The following is a 20,741-nucleotide window of genomic DNA, read 5'->3' on the forward strand; positions in this document are numbered from 1 at the left end:
GACGACGTGTACTTGCCCGACAAGCTGGCCGTGCAGGTGCCGCTGCTGCGCGATGCTCCGCCCGAGGTGGGCGTAATCTTCGGCCCGGTCGAGCTGATTGGCCCCCAGGGTGAACCCCTGCCCACCCCCAAATGGCCGGCCGTACCGGAAGGGGATATTTTTCTGCCCCTACTTCACCAAAATTTCGTGCTGGCCATGGGCACGTTGGTCCGGCGCTCCTGCTACGACAAGGTGGGCTTGTACGACGAGAACCTGCCATTCGAGGACTGGGATATGTGGCTGCGCCTGGCCAAAGAATATAAGTTTGTCTACTCCCCCCAGGTCAGTGCGCGTTACCGCAAGCACCCCGGCTCGGTCTTCGATACGCGCAAGAAAGAGATGGAGGAAGGTTCTCTGCTGCTGCTCAACAAGCACCGCGGTTGCAGTAAGGCAGCTGATGTAGCCATCAAAGCACAGGTGCGTACTCGTTCCGAGCTTCTGTATCAACTGGGCGGGTCGCATGCTGCTCAATGGTTGCGGCTGCGGTGGCAAGACGATCATTCGCTGCAAAGCCTGGGGCTCTACCTGCTGGCCAAACTCGGCATCTCCGGCCGGCGCATTATGCAGGCTCAGGCCCTGCTCGGCCGGCGCTGAACCGTCGGCCCGCCGCCGGCTTCCTCGGGCTAACCAGCCCGTACGGAACTGCCGGGCGGTGGCAACTTTCCTTGTCCGAATAGCGTACCGCCCGCGGCCTGCTCTGGTGCGTGGGTTGGGTGCGTTGACGTGTTTGCGTAGCGGAGAAACCGGCGGGGGCGGCGCGGTCAAATTGGGCCCGGCGTCCCGGGTACAATACACGCAATCAGTCAGCAACCAAACGCCGGGGCAAAATTTCTCAGGCTTTTATGCCGTACCTTTGCAGCTTAAACCATAGCGTTGGAAGGGTGTGCCGGTGTTGCAAGTCGGCTTGTAACCCCTTCATTGTTTGATTTTTGAGTTAAAAATGCTGCAAAAAAATATAGTAACGTTGGCAGTCGGTAGTCTGCTGCATTACCTGTCGCCCGCCGAGAAAAGCCGGGCGATGCTGATGTTTTTCCTGCAGATCATTGCCTCGTTGCTGGATGTATTCGGATTGGCCTCGCTGGTGCCCGTGGTCATGCTGGCCTCGGAACCGGGCTCGGTGCAAAAGTCGAAGTGGGCTTCCTGGCTCTATAACCTGCTGGGTTTCCAGACCGAGAAAGGTTTTCTGTTGTTTGCCATCCTGGCCATCTTCGCCTTTTTCCTGATCAAAAACCTGTTTACCAGCTGGATCAGCTACAAGCAGGTGCGCTTCACGGCCGACGTGGCGCTCAACATCGTCGACAAGCAGTTTGAGAAGTACACGACCTTGCCGTTCTGGAAATTTCAGGAAATCGGCACGGCGCGGGTAGTGAACGAGGCCCTGGTAATTCCGACGAGCTACCTGAACGGGATTATGCGGCAGATTTTCGTGTTCCTGTCCGAGATTATCATCGTGTTCATCGTCGTGCTGGGCATCCTGCTCTACCAGCCCGAGCTGTTCGTGATTCTGGTCGTGACCCTGGTGCCGACGACGTTTATCACCTACCGGGTGCTGAAAAACCGCTCCCAGGAACTTGGTCACGAGCTCGACATCCAGCGCCCCCGGGCCTACGCCATGGTGATGGACACCTTCGCCGGTTTCGTCGAGCTGAAGCTGGCCAACAAGCTGGGCCGCTTCCGCAACCGCATTTACGAAAACCAGCGCTACATCCAGAGCATGGAGGCCCGCTCGTACCTCTACAACCTGTTGCCGCTGCGCGTGATTGAGATGGTCGCCATTCTGGCCATTGTCACCATCTTCCTGTATTCGCTGCTGTTTTCGGGCAACATGAGCAACCTGGTCACCATCGTGGGCCTGTTTGCCGCCGCCGCTTACCGCCTCATGCCGTCAGTGAACCGTATTCTGACGGCCATGGTGACCATGAAGCAGCACATCTACACCATCGAGGCCCTGGATGCCTTCCGCGAGGCCGAGTGGCAGACCCACAAAGTGCCCCAGAAAGCCACGGTGAGCTTCGAAAACAACGTGGAGTTCAACCACGTGTCCTTCACCTTCCCCGGCACAGCCAAGCCCGTGTTGCAGGACGTGAATTTCACGGTGAAAAAGGGCGAAAAGATTGGCTTTATCGGCAGCTCCGGCTCCGGCAAAACCACGCTCATGAATCTGCTACTGCGCTTCTACAGCCAGCAAAACGGCGAAATTCGCGTTGATGGCGTGCCGCTGACGGCCGACTACACCGAGGCTTGGCACCGGCTGGTAGGCTACGTGAAGCAGGATACGTTCCTGATGGAAGGCTCCCTGCGCGACAACATTGCCCTGGGCGAAGAGCACCCCGACGAGCAGCGCCTGGCCTACGCCCTGGAGCAGGCCTCGCTGGCTGATTTCGTCAAAACCCTGCCCGAGGGCCTCGATACCGTAGCCGGCGAGCGGGGAGCCAAGCTTTCCGGCGGGCAGCGCCAGCGCATCGGCATTGCCCGGGCCATGTACAAGCAGACCCAGGTGCTGGTAATGGACGAGGCCACCAGCGCCCTCGACAACCAGACGGAACGGGAGGTAAACGAGGCCATCAACAAGCTTTCGGGCACCGACATGACCATCCTGATTATTGCCCACCGCATCACCACGCTGCGGCAGTGCGACCGGATCTACGAGCTCAAGAACGGCCGCATTGCCGCCGTGTACACCTACGATGAGCTGGTGGCCAAGCACGTGTAGCGCGGCTGCACTTACCCCGGGCAGAAGTCTTTATTACGCCGGCTCCCGGTGCAGCTACAGCGTAGCGCCCGGAGCGGTTTTCTAACTGCAGAATAAACCCAATGCGAATCCTGATTTCTACCTGGTCGTTGCAAGTCGGTGGGGGCGAGGTGCTGGCGATGAATCTAGCCGCCGAACTGTCGCGCCGGGGCCACGAGGTATTCGTTTTCAACCAGCGCGCCTCCCTCATCGACCACGACCTGGTGAAACGGCTGCTGCCGCCGGCGGTGAAGGTGCTCTCGATGGCCGACCGCCCCGTGCGCAGCTTCTGGGCCAATAAGGGCAACGCTCTGCAGCAGCGCCTGGGCCGCGCGGCCACCTTCTACGACCAGCAGCAGCAGTACTTGGCCAAGTGCCTGCAGCGCTACCGGATTGAGCTGGTCAGCAGCCATTCTACTTTCTCCGACAAGATGTGCGCCGGCGTAGTCAAAAAGCTGGGCATTCCGATGGTCATCACCGAGCACGGCGACTATAGTGCCTTCCTGCTCGATGGCCGCAACGACTTTTCCCCGGTGCTGCACCAAGCGGAGCGGATTCTGACGGTATCGAACTACTGCAAGCGCAAGCTGGAGCAGGCCTTCAACGATTTGCCGCCCATTCAAACCGTGTACAATGGGGTGGTGTCGCAGCCCTACGACGGGGCCCTGATGCGGCAGCAGCTTCAGATTCCGGCTGGGGCTTTCGTATTCGGGATGGTGGCCCGCGGTATTGATAAGAAAGGCTGGCGCTACGCCATTCAGGCCTTCCAGCGGCTGGAAATTACGCCCGGGGGGCGCCTGCCGTACCTGGTTTTGGTCGGCGGCAGCGACTACCTGCGCCAGCTGCAGGCCGAGTACGGCGCCGATCCGCGCATTGTCTTTACCGGGCAGGTGCCCAACCCCGACTTCTTCGTGGCCGGCTTCGACGTGGGCCTGCTGCCTTCTTACTTCCGCTCCGAGGCGCTGCCGTTGGCCGTTATCGAATACATGGCCAGTGGCAAGCCCTCGGTGGCCACCCGGGTGGGCGGTGTGCCCGAGCTCCTGGAACCCGCCACCGGCCCGACGGGTTTGCTGGTCAACATTGATCCGGTGGAGTACACGCCCGACCTAGTGATGCTGACCGACGAGATGAACCAGTATTACCACGATGCGGCCCTGTATGCGGCCCACGCCCGTAATGCCCGCACGGCCAGCGCCGGGTTTACCATGGCCGCCTGCACCGACCAGTACGAGCAGGCCTTCCAAAGCGCGGTTCGTCCAGCCCCTACTGTTTAGCTCTGATGAGAATTCTGTATTCCACTCTGAATCTGGAGAAAGCCGGCTCGCACGTCGTTGCCCTGACGCTGGCCTCGGGTACGGCGGAGGCCAACCGCCACCAGGTTTACTACTTCAACCAAGGCGAGCAGCTGGTAGATCAGGGCATGGTTGAGGCGTACCTGAGCCCGAAAGTGCGGCTGATTGACATGAAGTCGTATCCGAAGCTGAACTTTCTGGCCTGGAAAGCCAACGCCGTGCTGCGTAAGCTCGGCGTGCCCGGATTCCACGAAGCCTGCAAAACGGCGCTGCTGCTCTTTACCATCGTGCGCCACCGCATCGACCTGGTGCACGGCCACGAGGCGCTGGTCAAAAACTCCCGCCTAGCCAAGGTTATCCGGCTTCTGTCGGTACCCGTGGTTATCACCGACCACAGCGGCTACACCATGCTGCTCAAAGTAGGGGACCGGTCCTTTATCCCGTACGCCAACCAGGCACGGGCCATTGTGGAAGTGTCGAAATACTCGGCCGATATCCTGCGGCACCGCGGGGAGGGGGAGAATTCGGAGAAAATGCGGGAGCTGGGCAAAAAAATCATGGCGGCCGACTACCAGGCCGAATACGATAACCTCAAGGACAAGGACCTCGTCAGCGAAGCCAACACGCAGGTAACGACGCGGGTTGTTACGATCTACAACGGCGTCGTGCGCCACCAGGGTACCCCGCCGAACGGGCCGCAGATCCGCCAGCAGCTGGGCCTCGCGCCCGACACGCTGGTCTTCGGCATGATTGGCCGGGGCACCGAGCAGAAGGGTTGGCTCTACGCCCTGGAAGCCTATCAGCAACTGACGGCCCGCCACCCGGAGCGCCGTTGCGCCTGGCTGTGCATGGGGGAAGGCCCTTGCCTGGAGCAGATGCAGGCCGCGCTGGGCACCACCCGGCCCGACATTCTGTTTGTGGGCAGCGTCGATGACCCGCACTACTACATGTCGGCCTGCGACGTGGGGCTGGTGCCGTCCTGCTTTTCCGAAGGCCTGCCACTGAGCATCGTGGAGTTTTTTGAGCACGGCGTTCCGGTTATCGGCAGCGACCTGTGCGGCATTCCCGAGGCCATCACCCCGCCCGGCCAGGAGCCCGGCGGCCTGCTCATTGCCATGGACGAGGGCACCACGCCGTTGGTGGAGAGCCTGCGGGCCCACATGGAGCGCTACGTACTGGAGCCCGAGCTACTGACCCGGCACGGGGCCGCTGCCCGCCGCATCCGCGAGAAGTTCGATATGGAACCGTTCATTGATTCGCACGACCAGCTCTACACGCAGGTTATGGCGTCAACCAAGTAAGTTTTTTGCCGATGCAGGTTTCCGTCATCATCATCAACTACAACACCTTCCAGCTCACCAGCGAGGCGGTGGAGTCCATTATCAAGCACACCAAAGGCGTGAGCTACGAGATTATCGTGGTCGATAACGCCTCCACGGAGTGCGACCCGGGGCTGTTTGCGGAGCGCTTTCCGTCCATTAAGCTGGTGCGCAACCCCGACAACTCCGGCTTTGCCAAGGGCAACAACCTGGGCATCAGGCATTCGTCCGGCGACACGATTCTGCTCTTCAACAGCGACGCGGCCTGCCTCAACGACGCCATTACGCTGACGTACGAGGCGCTGCAGGCCGAAAAAGACCTAGGCTTGACTACGGCCCGGCTGGAGTATCCCGATGGGCGGGTGCAGCATTCCTGCGGCCGGTTTCCCTCCATTGGCTTGCAACTTGTGGAGCTGCTACGCCTGCAGAAGGTGATGACGGCCGAGCAGCGGGCTAACATTCTGCAGGGCGCCTTTTTCACCTACGACAAGCCCCTGTACCCCGACTGGGTGTGGGGCACCTACTACCACCTCAAGCGCGAGGTCATCGAGAAAATGCCCGGCCAGCAGCTGGCCGACGACTTTTTCATGTACGCCGAGGATTTGCAGTGGAGCTACACCGTGCGCAAGCTGGGCTACACCATCAAGTACGTGCCCGAGGCGCGGGTGATGCACCACTTCTCGCAGAGCACCAAAAAGGAAAAGCGCCTCAACCAGGGCAACATGATCCTGCAGAACGAGGACATTTTTCTGAACCGCGAGTACGGCTGGGCCACTACCAAAGCGTATTACCTGGCGAAGATGGCCAACTTCTTTCTGCTGCGCGGCAACCCCGAACACCGGCAGCTGATGCTGCAGCAGTACGGCAAGCTGCTGCGCGGCAAGCCCCTGTAGGCCATTTTTGCATTCTCCGTACCCCGTCCGTTCCAGCGGGCTTTACCCAACTCAACCCGTGGCTTCTTCCGCTTCCTCGCCCTTCTTTTCCATTGTCGTGCCGTGCTACAACCGCGCCGACATCGTCCGGGAAACCGTCCAGACCATCCTGAAGCAGGAGTATGCGGACTTCGAGCTGATTCTGGTCGACGACGGCAGCCGCGACAACACCCGGGAAGTGGTAGCCCAGATTACCGACCCGCGGGTGCGCTACTTCTACAAGGAAAACGGGGAGCGGGGCGCGGCCCGCAACTACGGTGCTCAGCAGGCCCGCGGCCAGTACATCAACTTCTTCGACTCCGACGACGAGATGTATCCCAACCACTTGCGCGTGGTCAAGGAGTTTCTCGACCAGCAGGGGTTGGTAGAAGTCGTGCACACCGGCTACGAACGCCTCGACGGGCAGGACCGCGTCATTAGCGAGATGTACGAGTTCAAGGGCAGCACCAACGAGGTGCTCTTGCACGACAACCCGCTGGCCTGCAACACCGTGTTTGTGCGCCGCGACATTGCCCTGGCCAACCCCTTCGAGGAGGACCGCCGCCTGGCCAGCGCCGAGGACTGGGAGCTGTGGTTGCGTCTGGCCAGCAAGTACACGTTTCACCCCATCCGCCAGAAAACCTTCTGCCTGCGCGAGCACGACGGCCGCAGCCTCAACACCATCAACCCCGAAGCTGTGCGGGTGCGCGACGAGCTGTTTGCCCAGATTGTGAGCCGCAACCCCGACTTTGCCCGCCGCTACCCCGGCCAACTGCCCCACTTCGTGGCTGACCGCTACACGTTCATCACCCTGACCATGGCCCTGAGCAAGCAGGACCGCCTGCGCACCGTCCGCTACCTGTTCAAGGCCGTGCAGCAGGACCCGACGGTGCTCTGGCGGCGGCGCTTCCTGGCCTCAGTCAAGCATTTGCTCTAACTTGCTCGTTGCCAAGAGCTCCGGTTGCCGCGGAAGTTACCGGGCGGCGCCTTTTCTTCAGAACCGCTAGTATGCAGTTGACTTCTACCACTATTCCTCCTTCGCCCATCGGGGCTGATGCCGCGGCTCTGACGGGCGCGGCGCCGGTGAAAACCGAGAAGAAATACATCCAGGGGCTCGATTTTCTGCGGGCCGTGGCCGCGCTGAGCGTGTGTCTGTACCACTTTTCGGGGGCCGCGCTGCCCAAGGTGATTAACGTGTACATGAAGCCGCTCTTCGCCAGCGGCTGGCTCGGCGTGGACATCTTCTTCGTTATTTCGGGCTTTATTATTCCCTACAGCCTGCTGGGTAAGAAGTACTCCGTCACTCAGATCGGGCCTTACCTGGTTAAGCGCATCATCCGCATCAACCCGCCGGCCTACGCGGCCATGGCTCTGGTGCTGGCCCAGTGGTTTCTGATTGACCGGTTTATCAACCACAACCAGGTGTACACCGGCGCCATCACGCTGCCCCAGATTTTCCACAACATGATTTTCACCGTTCCCTTCACCCAGTACAAGTGGGTGGTCGGAATCTTCTGGACGCTGGCCATCGAGTTTCAGTTTTACATCTTCATCGGCCTGTTTTTCAACTTCCTGTTTGAAAGCAACCACCTCTGGAAGTTCGTGGCCGGCTACCTGGCCGTGAGTCTGCTGCAGTACCTGCCCTTCGCCGACTTCCGCAACTTTTTCCACTACAGCTCCCTGTTTGCCATGGGCGGCATTGCCCTGCTCTACCACCAGAACCGGGTCAGCAAACTGGAGTTTGGGGTAGTGATGCTGATATTCACGGCCGTGGCTTTCTGGCAGCTCGAACCCACCATCACCCTAACCGGCCTGGCCACGGTGGCGGCTATTCTGTTTACCCGGGTCGAGAACAAGCTGTTTGCCCTGATTGGCAAAATCTCCTATTCGTTCTACCTGATTCACGTGCTGCTGGGTACCACCGCCGAGTTTGTGCTGGTGCGCCTCATTACGCCCGACACCGAAATCAAGAAGGTGATTATCACCCTGCTGTGCATCGTGTGCGCCCTGCTGGGAGCCTATGTGTTCTACACCCTCGTCGAAAAGCCCTTCATCGAGCTGGCCAAGCGCTACGGCCGCGCCAAGGCGTAAGCCTGCCTGGCGGCCGCCGGTCCACGCATTTCCCTTAGCATCCTTCTCATGCCCAAAAACCTTCTGCTGCTGATTCCTAACCTTGGTTTAGGCGGGGCCCAGCGCGTGTTTCACGACCACAGCGTGGAGTTGGCCAAGCACTATGCCGTCACGGAAGCCGTGTTCAACATGGAAGGCGGCAACATGTACCCCAGCGGCAACGAGATGGTAAGCCTGGAGGTAGCGGGCGGGGGCAGCCCAGTGGAGAAAATCCGCAACTTCGGCCGCCGCATCGGCCGGCTGCGCGCCCTGAAGAAGCGCCTGCGCACCGACGTCTGCGTAAGCCACCTCGAAGGCGCCGACTACGTGAACCTGCTCAGCAAGGGCCCGGAGAAAGTGGTGCTCTGCATCCACGGCTCCAAGCTCCACGACGGCAACATCACCGGCATGGTGGGCTGGCTGCGCAAAAAGGTGCTTATGCCCGGCCTCTACAACCGCGCCGACAAAATCGTGACCGTCAGCCGCGACATCAACCCCGAGCTGATTGAGGGCTTCGGCGTGAAGCCCGAAAAGCTGGTCACTATCAACAACTTTTTCGAAGTCGCCCAGATTGAGGCCAAGTCGCGGGAGCCGCTGACCGCCGCCGAGCAGGCCGTGTACGACTCGGCCCCGGTGCTGGTCACGTCGGGCCGCCTGACCATCCAGAAAAACCAGGCCCCGCTGCTCGACTCTTTCGCCGACCTGCTCAAGCGGCGGCCGGCCAAGCTGGTCTTCGTCGGCGACGGGGAACTGCGCGACGAGCTCACGGGTCGGGCCCGGCAGCTGGGCCTGCGCGTGTACGAAGCCTGGGGCTCCGAGGCCCTCACGCCCGATTTCGACGTGTACTTCCTGGGCTTGCAGCAGAATCCGTTCAAATACATCCGCCCCGCGGCGCTGTTCGTGTTTCCCTCCGCCTGGGAAGGCTTCCCGATGGCCCTGGGCGAGGCCATGATCTGCGGCGTGCCGGCCGTCACGACTGACTGCCCCACCGGCCCCCGCGAGATTCTGGCCCCAAGCACCGGAACGCCGCGCACCGCCATTCGGGCCGCTGAAAAGGCTGAGTTCGGGTTGCTCATGCCCATGCTCAACCAGCCCGCCACCCTGGCCGCCGACCAGCGCGTGTGGACTGAAGCGCTGTACCAACTGCTTGGCGACGCCGCCGAGCGGGAGCGGTTGGGACGCCTGGCCAGCCAGCGCATGCATGACTTCACCCGCGAGAAGATTTTCCGCCAGTGGGTGAGCCTCATTGAAGAAGTAACCGCCCGATGAATCCTTCGCCCGCCGCCCGGCCACTTATTCTGGTCGTCGATAACTCCCGCGCCGTGACCGGGGCCCTGAACGCCATGCGCCACGCCACGGGCCCACTGCGGGAGGAGTTTGCCTTCGAGTACGTGCTGCCCACGGGCAGCACGGGCCGCGCCGTGCTGGAGCAGGACGGCTACCGCGTGCACGAGCTGCCCTTCGTGGAAATCAGCCGGCGCAAGGGCGACCTGCTGCGCTACGGACCCATGCTGCTCCTCAATGGCTGGCGGCTGCACCAGCTGGCCTGGCGGCAGAAGGCCCAGGTGGTTCACCTCAACGACTTTTACAACCTGACCGGCTACGTGGCCAAGGCGCTGAGCTTCGGCCGGCTGCGGGTGGTCACGCACGTGCGGTTTTTGCCCCAGAGCCTGATTCAGCCTTTGGCCCGCACCTGGAAATGGCTGGGGGAAACCGTTGCCGACCGGGTACTGTGCGTGTCCCAGGCCGTACGCCGCTACTTCAGCCCGGAAGGCAACGTGCAGGTCGTTTTCGACCCCATTCCCGGTCCGGAACGCCACCCGGCCCCGGTACCGCCATTGCAACGCCCGGCCGGGCCGGTGCAGCTGCTTTACTTGAGCAACTACATTCAGGGCAAGGGCCAGGATCTGGCGTTGCGGGCCTTTGCGCAGGCGTACGCCCACAACCCTCAGCTGCGCCTGACCTTCGTGGGCGGCGACATGGGCCTGGCGAAAAACCGCGAATTTCGGGAGCAGCTCGAAGCCGCGGTGCGCGCCCAAAGCCTGACCGGTGCCGTCACCTTCGGGGGCTTCGTGACCGACGTGGAGCAGGTGATTAAGCAGGCCGATATTCTGCTCAACTTCTCGGAGTCGGAGTCCTTTTCCCTGACCTGTCTCGATGCGCTCTACTACGGCACCCCGCTCATTGCCTCCGACTGCGGCGGGCCGGCGGAGCTGTTTGAGAACGGGCAGTCCGGGCTGCTGGTGCCCAACCGGGACGTGCCGGCCATGGCCGCCGCCATCGGGCAGCTGGCCGCCGACCCGGCGCTGCGGCAGCAGTTTTCCGAGGCCGGCCGCGCCTACGTGCGCCAGAAATTTCGGCCCGCCGCCACGTTCGGGCAGCTGGCCCAGGTGTACCGGGACGTGCTCCGCCAAGCCTAGCGGCTGACTGCGAAGAAGCTACTAACGGCTTCAATCACCTCCTGCTGTTCGGCTTCGGTGAGGGTGAAAAACAGCGGCAGCCGCACCAGGCACTCATCGTAGTGGGTGGCGCAGGGTAGGGGCCGCCCATCGTGGCGGGCCGCGTAGAAGGGACTGTTGTGCAGGGTTTGGTAGTGAAACACGGCCAGGATGTCCCGCGCAGCCAAGTGCTGAATCAGGGCCTGCCGTTCGAAGCTGTTGGCGCAGAGCAGGTAGAAAATATGCGCGTTGTGGGCGGCGTAAGCCGGAATGGTCGGCAGGCCCACCCGCCCGGCCGCGGCCAGGGGTTGCAGCGCCGCGTGGTAGCGCTGCCACTGCTGCTGCCGCCGCGCCTGAATCCGGGGCAATTCCTCGAGCTGGGCCAGCAGGTAGGCCGCCGTGAGCTCGGAGGGCAGAAACGATGAGCCCACGTCGACCCACTGGTATTTGGCCGTTTCGCCCCGGAAGAAGGCCGCGCGGTTGGTGCCTTTTTCCCAGAGCACTTCGGCCCGGGCGGCAAAGCGTGGGTCGTTGATGGCCAGCAGCCCGCCCTCGCCGGCAATGACGTTCTTGGTTTCGTGGAAGGAAAAGGCGGCCAGGTGCCCGATGCTGCCCAAGGGCCGCCCCCGGTAAAAGCTTTCAATGGCCTGGGCCGCATCCTCAATGACAACCAGGTTGTACCGGGTGGCCAGCGCCATAATAGCGTCCATGTCGCAGGCGACGCCGGCGTAGTGCACGGGCACAATGGCGCGGGTGCGCGGCGTAATCAAACTCTCTAGCTGGGCCACGTCCATATTGGGGTGCGCGGGGGAGCTGTCGACGAATACGATCCGGGCCCCGCGCAGCACGAAGGCGTTGGCCGTGGAAGTAAACGTGAACGAGGGCATCAGCACTTCGTCGCCGGGCTGCAGGTCGAGCAGCAGGGCCGCCATTTCCAGGGCCGCCGTGGCGCTGGTCGTGAGCAGGGCCTTGCCCAAGCCGTAGCGCTGCTCCAGAAAAGCCTGGCAGTGCTGGGTAAACCCGCCGTTGCCCGATAGCTTGCCGGCCGTTACGGCCTGCTGAATGTAGTCCAGCTCCCGGCCCGCCAGAAACGGCTTATTGAACGGGATTCTCATGCGGTGCGGGTTCCCAGGTAGTAGCGCCCACCACGTAGAGCGGGCGGCGGCGGACTTGCTCAAACGTCTTACCCACGTACAACCCCACAATGCCCAGCACGAGAATAATCAGGCCCGAGAAAAAGCTGATGGAGATGAGCAGGCTGGCGTAGCCGGGCACGGTAATCTGGCCGAGCCAAAACCGGATCAGGGTCAGTAGCCCGAGCAAGAAGGCTCCACCGGCCAGCGCCAGGCCCAGAAAGGCCGTCAGGCGCAGGGGCTTGTCGGAGTGGGCCAGCATCACGTCGGTGGCCAGGCGCAGGCGGCGGCGCAGGCTGTAGGTGCCGGGCCGGCCCGCCGGGGCGTGCTGCACGGGCAGCGTGGTCTGGCGAAATCCCACCCAGCCCACCATCGTGGGAAAGTAGCGGATACTCTCGCGCAGCTCCCGCACGGTGGCAATAACGCGCTGGTGGTAGAGGCCGAAATTGGCCACCCGCGGGTCCTGGCGCGTGTCGGTCAGGTACGACAGCACCCGGTAAAAAGCCGCCGACAGCCGGGTTTTCAGCCACGTATCCTGGCGCTGCTCCCGGCTGGCCAATACCACCTCGTAGCCTTCCAGGGCCTTGCGGTACAGCCGGCTGATTTCCTCGGGCCGGTCCTGCAGGTCGCAGTCCATGACCACTACCCACTGGCCCCGGGCCAGATCGAGGCCGGCGGTGAGGGCGTGATGCTGGCCGAAATTGCGGCTCAGGCGCAGGCCCCGGATGCGCGGGTTGCGGGCGGCGTGCTGCTGAATGCCCACCCAGCTGCCGTCGGCGCTGCCGTCATCGACCAGAATGATTTCGTAGTGCGGCGAAAGCGCCGTGAGTTCCTGTTCCAGCCGGGCCACCAGTTCATTCAGCAGCGCCGCCGCCTGGTAAACCGGGCTTACAACGGAAAACAACGGTGCCGAAGCTTTAGCAGACATCAGATGGCGGAGTGGAAGGGCAGGCGCAGGCGTCAAAGATAGCAGGCGCCGCGTCACGGCCGGAATGTGACCCGGCCTTACTTGATGGCGGCCAACTGGGGCACCCGGCGCGGCCCCCGGGCCTGGGGCCGGGCTTTCACCTTCATGGCCTGCTGCTGCATAATGTACAGCGCGGCCAGGTAGAAGGGCATCAGCGGAATCTTGTAGCGCACCAGCGTGCCAAAGTTGCCGCTGTTGGTGCCCACGCCGATGGCAAACACGATGACGAAGATAAAGCAGAACGTCAGGATCGGCTTGGACGCAATGAGCCGGAAAGTCTTCGCAATGCCGGTTTTGTAGAACAGCGACACGGTCAGGTACAGCAGCAGCAAGGATTCCAGGGCCGACAGAATCATGATGGCGCTGCGGGCCTCCCAGGGAAAGGGACGAAACAACGATACCACCACGGCCTGGGGGGCTACTACCAGCAAGGAGGAAAGGCTGCCGTCGAAGGAGCCGATGTTGTAGGCCGAGCCGTTTTCCACCCCGCTGGTTAGGTATTCCTGGTTCACCTTGGTGCGCTCCCCGATTTTCTCCACGTCGTACTTCTCGTCGCCGGCCGTCAGGTTGGTGGCGCCCAGGTAGCCGGCGGCCACGCCCAGCACCAGAAACAGCGGCTTCAGCACCATGCGCAGGGCGGCCGAGCGGATGCGCTGGTTGTTTTCGTTGAAGACCCACAGCAGGGCCGGCGGCATAAACGAGAGCAGAATGTAGACCTTGGTCGAAATCAGCACGTAGATGCCCAGGGCTCCGAACAGGGCCGCAAACAGGATGTTGCGCTTCTCAATCGTGACGTGGTAGAAGCCGTAGAACACCCAGCCCAGCGCCCCGATGCAGAGTGAGTCCTTCATCAGGCCCGAGCCCCAGAAAAACACCGAGGGCAGAAAAAACACGGCAAACGCCAGCTTCTTGTAAGTCAGGGGGGAGATGCGCACAAACGTGACGTACATGGCCCACATGCCGCTGAAGCTCAGCCCCGCAAACATGAGGGCAATGACCGAGTACGTGTCGAAGCAGAAAAAGGAGCACAAGGAAGCCACCCGCACCACGAAGTACTCGGTGGATGCCTTGTACCAATACATCTGGGCCGTGTACTTCACCGTGGCCGGGTCGTATTCCCCGTTGGCCGTTATCAGCTTCAGTCCCAGCGCGGGCGAGTCGGTGAAGGCGGTGTAGACGATCTTGGTGTGGTTGAAGTAGTTATAGGTGTCGCCGCCGCTGTAGTAGAACTGATAGATCAGGCCCAGGGCAATGGCGCCCACGAATTTCACGCTCAGGGCCGGAATGAAGTACTTGCGCGTGAAGGCGTTAGTGGCCTTGCGCCGCAGGGCGTAGGCAATGCCGTAGAAAAGCAGCAGGTAGAGCGGCGTAAGAAAGAGGTCCTTCAGTTCCATGAAATCCGCACGAGGTGCCCGCTACTTCTTCTTGTTCTTCTTCAGATACGCCTTGGCCTCGCGGTAGTACTCCGATTTGTGGTCCGCCGTTTCCTCCACCACTTTGTAGTAGCGGACGGCATTCTTCACGTCTTTCTCCTTGTCGGCAATGCGGGCCAGGTTGAAATGAGAGTACACGTAAAAGCCGCCGGTAGTTTCTTCGGTGCTTTCGGCAAAGACGATGCTGCGCAGGTAGTAGTCCTTGGCCTTGGCGAAGTCCTTGTACTTGTACTGCATCAGCCAGCCCAGAAAGTAGGTGGCGTAGCGCCCACTGATGGCTTCGTAGCCGGGCATGCCGCGGTTGAGCTTCTCGAGAATGTCGCGGCTGACCCGCTCACACTCCGGAAACAGCCCCTCGTTGAAACACAGCAGGGCGTAGAAGCGTTGGAAGTAGCCGTTGTCGGGGTAGGTGGTGGCCAGGTAGCGCGACACGGGCATGGCCGCCGTGGGGTTGTTTTCCTCGTTGTTGAGAATCCGCATCAGGAAGAACTTGGCTTCCATGCCGGTGTAGAAGCCGTTGTCGGCCACATTCTTGAGTTGCTGCAAACCAAGCTGCTTGTTGCCTTTGGGGAAGAACAGCATCACGGGGCGCAGCAGCGGGTAGTTGTCGGCAATCCAGACTTGGTAGTAGTTGAACAAGGCCTGTCCGAACAGAAACTCCGGACTCAGCCCGTTGGCTTCCTTGCTTTTGTCGAGGTAGTCAAGGGCCCGCTTGCTGCTCACCGTCGCCTTGCGCCAGTCGCGGCGCTCGGCGTGCAGGCGGGCGTCGAAGCCGTAGGCGGCCGAAAGAAAAAAGCAGGCCTCGTAGTTTTTGTTGTCGGCTTCGTAGAGCCGCTCCCCGTTCACGATGGCCGTATCCATGTAGGCGAAGAAGATCTTGTCGTACATCTTCGTCTGCACGTTGGTGGGCGCAATTTTCCACCACGTGCTCAGCCCTAGCAGGAAGTAGGGCATCGGGTGCTTGGGGTAGCGGCGGCGCAACGACCGGAACTGCCGCTCGGCCTTGTCGAACTTGAAGTTGTAAAGGTTCTGAACCGCCCCGTCGAGCTCGGTCTGAATATCCTTGTCGAGCAGCAGCCAGCCTTTGGTATCCACCGCATTCGGCGCAATGTCCACATTCTCGAGGTCGATATTGCGGACGGGAGCGTTTTTGCGGGCCGTGTCAGGTTGTTGCGCCCACGCCGCGAAGGGCAGACAGGCCAGCAACAGGACAAAACAGAGTTTTTGGATCATGGGAGCGTCTGATTGCGGCTACAGTGGCAGCGGAAGCTGCGCAAAGGCCACCCAACGGGGAAGCTAAAGTATGACTTTTATCCTAGATTTGGACGATGAACCCAGGCAATATGAAGCTGCTGCACACCTTATGCCACCTGGCGGCGCCGGCCGGCAATGAGGCTCCACTAACTGAATTCCTGCTAAACTATATACGGCAAAACCAGGTCTCGTGGCGGGTGCAGCCGCAGGTTTTCAGCGGGGACCAGTTTCAGGATTGTATTATTCTGGTTTTCGGCCAGCCCCGCACGGCAGTATTCGCTCACATCGACAGCATTGGATTTACGGTTCGCTACGGGCGGCAGCTGGTTCGCATTGGTGGGCCCCGCGCCGAAGCCGGCTACCGCCTCGTGGGGCAGGACTCCCAGGGCGAAATCGACTGCACGCTCACCGTTGAGGAAGAAACCGGGGAACTCGGCTATGAGTTCACCCGCGAGATTGAGCGCGGCACGGAGCTGACTTTCCGCTGCGACTTCCGCGAAACCGAGCAGGCGGTGCAGTCCTGCTACCTCGACAACCGCCTCGGGGTGTGGAACGCGCTACGGCTGGCCGAAACGCTGGAAAATGGCATTATCGCCTTTAGCTGCTGGGAGGAGCACGGCGGCGGCTCGGTGGCCTACCTGGCCAAGTTTATCCACGAGCAGTACGGGGTGCGGCAGGCCCTGATTTCGGACATCACCTGGGTCACGGAAGGCGTGCACCCCGGCCAGGGCGTCGTGATTTCCCTGCGCGACTCACTCATTCCGCGCCGGTCCTACGTGGACCGCATCCGCCGCATTGCGCGGGAGTCGGGCATTGCTCACCAGCTGGAAGTTGAGGGCAGCGGGGGCTCCGACGCCAAGGAGCTGCAGCACGGCGCCCAGCCCTGGGACTGGTGCTTTATCGGCGCCCCCGAAGACCATGTGCATTCTCCCGACGAAATAGTAGACAAGCGCGACATTGCCAGCATGCTGGCCTTGTACCAAGTGCTGATGCGGGAGCTGTAGGCCCGTCTGCGTGGTGCGCTCATCATGCCTTTGCGGGCTCCCCGAAATGATTCGGGGAGCCCGCCTGCGTTTGGGCCGGGGCAAGAGGGAGCAAGGATAGAATCAAAGAAAGCCGATGTTTTAATTTAGGGAAGTTGGGGATTAGCTAAGAAGCTCTATTTTACCGACCTAAACGCTCTTTGTTCTCTTTCCAAACCCTCATTTCCCACCGCTTCTATGATGAGTATTCTTTACGTAGCACCCGGGCTGGGTATTCTGGCTCTTCTTTACACGTGGCTGCGCTCGGGCTGGGTTTCCCGCCAGGATGCCGGCGACGAGCGGATGCGGACCATTGCCGGCTACATTGCCGACGGAGCCATTGCCTTTCTGAAGGCGGAGTACAAAGTATTGACCATTTTCGGGCTCATTGCCGGCGCCTTTTTGTTTTACCTGGGCAGTACGGGCGAAAAGTCCAGCCCCATCATTGTTGTTGCCTTCCTGATTGGGGCAGTGTTCTCGGCCCTGGCCGGCTTCATCGGGATGAAGATTGCCACCAAGGCCAACGTGCGCACGGCCCAAGCGGCGCGCACCAGTTTGTCGCGGGCGCTGAACGTGTCGTTTTCGGGCGGCTCGGTGATGGGCATGGGCGTGGCCGGCCTGGCCGTGCTGGGCCTGGGCTCCCTGTTCATCGTGTTCTACCAGCTTTTTGTGGTCAGCAAGGGCGGCAGCGCCAACGGCATTGAGATGGAAACCGCCCTGGAAGTGCTGACCGGCTTCTCCCTCGGCGCCGAAAGCATTGCCCTGTTTGCCCGCGTGGGCGGCGGCATCTACACCAAAGCGGCCGACGTGGGCGCCGACCTGGTGGGTAAAGTCGAGGCCGGGATTCCCGAAGATGACCCCCGCAACCCCGCCACCATTGCCGACAACGTGGGTGACAACGTGGGCGACGTGGCCGGCATGGGCGCCGACCTGTTCGGCTCCTACGTGGCCACCATTCTGGCGACCATGGTGCTGGGCCGCGAGGTAGTGGCCGCCGGCGACCAGTTCAATGGCTTGTCTCCGATTCTGCTGCCCATGGTCATTGCCGGGGTTGGCATCGTGGCCTCGCTCATCGGGATTCTGACTGTGCGCGTCAAGGAGGGGGGCAACGTGCAGGGCGCCCTGAATACCGGCAACTACGTGTCGGTGTTGGTTTCCGCCGTGGCTTCCTTCTTTATCATCCGCTGGATGCTGCCCCCCGGCGAGCTGATTATCGGCCGGGCCGGGGCCGCCGCTTTCACGGCCATGGACGTATTTTACGCCGTCGTTGTGGGCCTGATAGTCGGGACGCTGATGAGCATCATCACCGAATACTACACGGCCATGGGCAAGCGCCCGGTGCTCAGCATCGTCAAGCAAAGCAGCACGGGCCACGCCACCACCGTTATTGGCGGCTTGTCGGTGGGTATGGAATCCACGGTGCTCCCGATTCTGGTGCTGGCGGCCGGCATTGTGCTGTCGTTCCGGTTTGCGGGCCTCTACGGCGTGGCCATTGCCGCGGCCGGCATGATGGCCACCACCGCCATGCAGCTGGCCATCGACGCCTTCGGGCCCATTGCCGACAACGCCGGCGGCATTGCCGAAATGAGTGAGCTGCCCAAGGAAGTGCGCGAGCGGACCGACATTCTCGACGCCGTGGGCAACACCACCGCCGCCACCGGCAAGGGCTTCGCCATTGCCTCCGCGGCCCTGACTTCCCTGGCTTTGTTTGCCGCCTTCATGGGCACGGCCAACATCAGCGTCATCGACATCAGCCACGCCGACGTGCTGGCGGGTTTGTTTGTGGGCGGCATGATTCCGTTCATCTTCTCCGGGCTGGCCATTTCGGCCGTGGGCCGGGCCGCCATGGCCATGGTGCAGGAAGTGCGCCGGCAGTTCCGCGAGATTCCCGGCATCATGGAAGGCACTGGCCGCCCCGAGTACGAGAAGTGCGTGGCTATTTCCACTCAGGCGGCCATCCGCGAGATGATGCTGCCCGGCGCCATTGCCCTGATTGTGCCCATCATCGTGGGCTTCACCATGGGCCCCGAGGTGCTGGGCGGCCTGCTGGCCGGCGTCACGGTGTCGGGGGTGCTGATGGCTATTTTCCAGAGCAACGCCGGCGGCGCCTGGGACAACGCCAAGAAGTCGATTGAGAAGGGCGTGATGATTGACGGCGTGATGCAGTACAAGGGCTCGGAGGCCCACAAGGCCTCCGTCACCGGCGACACCGTCGGCGACCCGTTCAAAGACACTTCCGGCCCCTCGATGAACATTCTGATCAAGCTCATGTCCATCGTTTCGCTCGTTATTGCCCCCCACATTGCGGCTCCTGAGCGGGGCGTGGCCCAAGTGCCGTCCCCGCGGCTGGAACTGGCCGCCCAGGCCGGCGCGACCCAGGCTGCCAAGGCACCCGCTGCCGCCCGCATAATGCTGCCCGCCGCCGACGTGCGTCGCTAACGGCCCCCAGCCGCAGAGCCCACGGGCTGAAGAGCTGCCTCTCCCCACCGGAGGGGCAGCTTTTTTGTACTACCTTTGGGTCCCCATTCGCTTAGCGGCCCAACCCCATACGGATGCCCCAATCCACTATTACCCTGCACGACAAGCAGTTCACGCCGTATCTGCCGGCCCGGCAAATCACGGATGCCATTCGGGAACTCGGTTCGCGCATCAGCCAGGACTACGCCGGTCGGCAGCCCCTGTTCGTGTCGGTGCTCAACGGCTCGTTTATGTTCACGGCCGACCTGCTGAAGGAAGTGAGCGTACCCTGCGAGGTCGCCTTTATCCGCGTCGGCTCCTACGCGGGCACCAGCAGCACCGGAGAGGTCAAGGAAATCATGGGCCTGCTCGAGGACGTGCAGGGCCGGGACCTGATTATCGTCGAGGACATCGTGGATACGGGCCACACCATGCGGGCTTTGCTCGACCTGCTCAGCGCCAAGCAGCCGGCGTCCCTGGCCGTGGCGACGCTGTTTCTCAAGCCCGAGTGCCTGCAGCACGAGCTAGAGCTGCGCTACGTGGGCCTCTCCATTCCCAACGACTTTATTGTGGGCTACGGCCTTGATTATGACGGGCTAGGCCGCAATTACCCGGACGTGTACAAAGCTGTTTAACTGGCGCGGGCAGCCAAAATAAGCTGTCCGCCGTAAGGGGTGGTTTGGTGCCGATTTAGTATCTTTCCCAACCCCACCTGCACTTTTCTTTTCCGCGAAACTCCTCGCTTTATGCTCAATATCGTGCTCTTCGGCCCGCCCGGCGCCGGCAAAGGAACGCAAAGCCAGAAACTCATTGCCCGCTACAATCTGGTGCACCTCTCCACCGGCGACCTGCTTCGCTCCCAGATTAGCCAGGGTACGGAACTGGGCCTGCGCGCCAAAAAACTCATGGACGAAGGTCTGCTCGTGCCCGACGAAGTGGTTATCGGCATGATTGAAAGCCAGCTGGCCAGCAACACCACGGCCGCGGGCTTCATCTTCGACGGTTTCCCCCGCACCGTGCCCCAGGCCCGGAGCCTCGACGCCCTGACCCAGCGCTACGACACCGGCGTGAGCTGCATGGTGGCCCTGGAAGTCGACGAGGAGGAACTGGTAAAGCGCCTCTTGGAACGCGGCAAAACTAGCGGCCGCCCCGACGACCAGAACGAGGAGAAAATCCGCAAACGGGTGACGGTCTACAACACCGAAACGGCCCAGGTGGCCGGCTACTACGCCGAGCAGCAGAAGTTTCACTCCCTGAACGGTATTGGCGCTATCGAAGATATTTTCGGCCAGATCTGCCAGATCATCGACCAGCACCAGCCCGCTACCTCGGCTGCGGCAAGCCCCGCGGCGGCAACCGACGAAGTAAAAGCGTAACTTTGCGGCTGCTACCCCGTGCGGTAGTGGCAGAACCTCATTCTGTCATCCTGACGAAGGAAGGACCTTAGCCTGCGGGATAGGGTCCTTCCTTCGTCAGGATGACAGTCGTTTTTTAGACAACTCAGTGAAGAACTGGGCCAACTGACTCGTTTGGCCGGCTCAGCTCTTCATTCTTAATTCCAAAGAAGTGGCTTCCAATAACTTCATCGACTACGTCAAGATCAACTGCCGCTCCGGTAACGGGGGCGCGGGCTCGG

At 61.7% G+C, this 20,741-nt stretch carries 16 protein-coding genes and 1 pseudogene; 13 read left to right on the forward strand and 4 right to left on the reverse strand.

Going from position 1 to position 20,741, the window contains the following annotated elements:
- From EWM57_RS19535 to EWM57_RS19575, 9 genes and pseudogenes are all read left to right on the forward strand, one after another.
- Nucleotides 1-633 (forward strand): annotated as a pseudogene (locus tag EWM57_RS19535) (hypothetical protein); the annotation flags it as partial.
- A gap of 370 nt (nucleotides 634-1,003) precedes the next feature.
- The gene (locus EWM57_RS19540; RefSeq protein WP_165370582.1) at nucleotides 1,004-2,752 is read left to right on the forward strand and encodes an ABC transporter ATP-binding protein; all 1,749 of its coding nucleotides are present in this window, start codon (nucleotides 1,004-1,006) and stop codon (nucleotides 2,750-2,752) included.
- 101 nt (nucleotides 2,753-2,853) lie between these two features.
- Complete coding sequence (locus EWM57_RS19545; protein WP_129922997.1) at nucleotides 2,854-4,044, forward strand: glycosyltransferase family 4 protein; 1,191 nt, start codon at nucleotides 2,854-2,856, stop codon at nucleotides 4,042-4,044.
- A gap of 5 nt (nucleotides 4,045-4,049) precedes the next feature.
- The gene (locus tag EWM57_RS19550) at nucleotides 4,050-5,363 is read left to right on the forward strand and encodes a glycosyltransferase family 4 protein (protein ID WP_129922998.1); all 1,314 of its coding nucleotides are present in this window, start codon (nucleotides 4,050-4,052) and stop codon (nucleotides 5,361-5,363) included.
- 11 nt (nucleotides 5,364-5,374) lie between these two features.
- Entirely contained in the window at nucleotides 5,375-6,274 is a 900-nt protein-coding gene (locus EWM57_RS19555; protein ID WP_129922999.1) for a glycosyltransferase family 2 protein, read from the forward strand.
- Nucleotides 6,275-6,332: 58 nt separating this feature from the next.
- Nucleotides 6,333-7,229, forward strand: coding sequence for a glycosyltransferase family 2 protein (locus EWM57_RS19560; RefSeq protein ID WP_165370583.1), 897 nt, complete (start codon nucleotides 6,333-6,335; stop codon nucleotides 7,227-7,229).
- A gap of 71 nt (nucleotides 7,230-7,300) precedes the next feature.
- Nucleotides 7,301-8,383 (forward strand): acyltransferase family protein, encoded by a 1,083-nt coding sequence (locus tag EWM57_RS19565; protein ID WP_129923001.1) that lies wholly within the window; start codon nucleotides 7,301-7,303, stop codon nucleotides 8,381-8,383.
- A gap of 48 nt (nucleotides 8,384-8,431) precedes the next feature.
- Complete coding sequence (locus EWM57_RS19570) at nucleotides 8,432-9,670, forward strand: glycosyltransferase (RefSeq protein WP_129923002.1); 1,239 nt, start codon at nucleotides 8,432-8,434, stop codon at nucleotides 9,668-9,670.
- Nucleotides 9,667-10,821 (forward strand): glycosyltransferase family 4 protein, encoded by a 1,155-nt coding sequence (locus EWM57_RS19575; RefSeq protein WP_129923003.1) that lies wholly within the window; start codon nucleotides 9,667-9,669, stop codon nucleotides 10,819-10,821. The genes EWM57_RS19570 and EWM57_RS19575 overlap by 4 nt, the downstream gene beginning before the upstream one ends.
- Here EWM57_RS19575 and rffA read toward each other — a convergent pair.
- From rffA to EWM57_RS19595, 4 genes are all read right to left on the reverse strand, one after another.
- The gene (gene rffA, locus EWM57_RS19580; RefSeq protein ID WP_129923004.1) at nucleotides 10,818-11,954 is read right to left on the reverse strand and encodes a dTDP-4-amino-4,6-dideoxygalactose transaminase; all 1,137 of its coding nucleotides are present in this window, start codon (nucleotides 11,952-11,954) and stop codon (nucleotides 10,818-10,820) included. The two genes, EWM57_RS19575 and rffA, sit on opposite strands and share 4 nt — an antisense overlap.
- Nucleotides 11,935-12,900: a glycosyltransferase family 2 protein gene (locus EWM57_RS19585; RefSeq protein WP_129923005.1), complete on the reverse strand. Its 966-nt coding sequence runs from the start codon at nucleotides 12,898-12,900 to the stop codon at nucleotides 11,935-11,937. The genes rffA and EWM57_RS19585 overlap by 20 nt, the downstream gene beginning before the upstream one ends.
- 77 nt (nucleotides 12,901-12,977) lie before the next feature.
- Nucleotides 12,978-14,333, reverse strand: a complete 1,356-nt coding sequence (locus EWM57_RS19590) for a hypothetical protein (RefSeq protein WP_129923006.1) — start codon at nucleotides 14,331-14,333, stop codon at nucleotides 12,978-12,980.
- A gap of 21 nt (nucleotides 14,334-14,354) precedes the next feature.
- Nucleotides 14,355-15,605, reverse strand: coding sequence for a tol-pal system protein YbgF (locus tag EWM57_RS19595; protein WP_129923007.1), 1,251 nt, complete (start codon nucleotides 15,603-15,605; stop codon nucleotides 14,355-14,357).
- Nucleotides 15,606-15,715: 110 nt separating this feature from the next.
- On the opposite strand from EWM57_RS19595, the gene EWM57_RS19600 reads away from it, so the two are divergent.
- The 4 genes from EWM57_RS19600 to EWM57_RS19615 all read left to right on the forward strand — a co-directional run bounded on the left by EWM57_RS19600 (nucleotide 15,716) and on the right by EWM57_RS19615 (nucleotide 20,481).
- Nucleotides 15,716-16,630, forward strand: coding sequence for a M20/M25/M40 family metallo-hydrolase (locus tag EWM57_RS19600; protein ID WP_129923011.1), 915 nt, complete (start codon nucleotides 15,716-15,718; stop codon nucleotides 16,628-16,630).
- Between the two features lie 216 nt (nucleotides 16,631-16,846).
- Nucleotides 16,847-19,087: a sodium-translocating pyrophosphatase gene (locus EWM57_RS19605; protein WP_129923008.1), complete on the forward strand. Its 2,241-nt coding sequence runs from the start codon at nucleotides 16,847-16,849 to the stop codon at nucleotides 19,085-19,087.
- A 113-nt stretch (nucleotides 19,088-19,200) separates the two neighbouring features.
- Nucleotides 19,201-19,740: a hypoxanthine phosphoribosyltransferase gene (gene hpt, locus EWM57_RS19610; protein ID WP_129923009.1), complete on the forward strand. Its 540-nt coding sequence runs from the start codon at nucleotides 19,201-19,203 to the stop codon at nucleotides 19,738-19,740.
- A gap of 111 nt (nucleotides 19,741-19,851) precedes the next feature.
- Nucleotides 19,852-20,481 (forward strand): adenylate kinase, encoded by a 630-nt coding sequence (locus EWM57_RS19615; protein WP_129923010.1) that lies wholly within the window; start codon nucleotides 19,852-19,854, stop codon nucleotides 20,479-20,481.
- Nucleotides 20,482-20,741 lie beyond the last annotated feature (260 nt).

It is taken from the genome of Hymenobacter persicinus, assembly GCF_004167665.1.
Classification (GTDB): Bacteria; Bacteroidota; Bacteroidia; order Cytophagales; family Hymenobacteraceae; genus Hymenobacter; species Hymenobacter persicinus.

What these genes read in the sequence shown, in the direction of transcription:
- EWM57_RS19590 (WP_129923006.1), bottom strand. Translation starts at nt 14,333, where the DNA reads ATGGAACTGAAGGACCTCTTTCTTACGCCGCTCTACCTGCTGCTTTTC.
- EWM57_RS19615 (WP_129923010.1), top strand. Translation starts at nt 19,852, where the DNA reads ATGCTCAATATCGTGCTCTTCGGCCCGCCCGGCGCCGGCAAAGGAACG.
- EWM57_RS19585 (WP_129923005.1), bottom strand. Translation starts at nt 12,900, where the DNA reads ATGTCTGCTAAAGCTTCGGCACCGTTGTTTTCCGTTGTAAGCCCGGTT.
- EWM57_RS19545 (WP_129922997.1), top strand. Translation starts at nt 2,854, where the DNA reads ATGCGAATCCTGATTTCTACCTGGTCGTTGCAAGTCGGTGGGGGCGAG.
- EWM57_RS19605 (WP_129923008.1), top strand. Translation starts at nt 16,847, where the DNA reads ATGATGAGTATTCTTTACGTAGCACCCGGGCTGGGTATTCTGGCTCTT.
- EWM57_RS19570 (WP_129923002.1), top strand. Translation starts at nt 8,432, where the DNA reads ATGCCCAAAAACCTTCTGCTGCTGATTCCTAACCTTGGTTTAGGCGGG.
- EWM57_RS19555 (WP_129922999.1), top strand. Translation starts at nt 5,375, where the DNA reads ATGCAGGTTTCCGTCATCATCATCAACTACAACACCTTCCAGCTCACC.
- rffA (WP_129923004.1), bottom strand. Translation starts at nt 11,954, where the DNA reads ATGAGAATCCCGTTCAATAAGCCGTTTCTGGCGGGCCGGGAGCTGGAC.
- hpt (WP_129923009.1), top strand. Translation starts at nt 19,201, where the DNA reads ATGCCCCAATCCACTATTACCCTGCACGACAAGCAGTTCACGCCGTAT.
- EWM57_RS19565 (WP_129923001.1), top strand. Translation starts at nt 7,301, where the DNA reads ATGCAGTTGACTTCTACCACTATTCCTCCTTCGCCCATCGGGGCTGAT.
- EWM57_RS19550 (WP_129922998.1), top strand. Translation starts at nt 4,050, where the DNA reads ATGAGAATTCTGTATTCCACTCTGAATCTGGAGAAAGCCGGCTCGCAC.
- EWM57_RS19575 (WP_129923003.1), top strand. Translation starts at nt 9,667, where the DNA reads ATGAATCCTTCGCCCGCCGCCCGGCCACTTATTCTGGTCGTCGATAAC.
- EWM57_RS19600 (WP_129923011.1), top strand. Translation starts at nt 15,716, where the DNA reads ATGAAGCTGCTGCACACCTTATGCCACCTGGCGGCGCCGGCCGGCAAT.
- EWM57_RS19595 (WP_129923007.1), bottom strand. Translation starts at nt 15,605, where the DNA reads ATGATCCAAAAACTCTGTTTTGTCCTGTTGCTGGCCTGTCTGCCCTTC.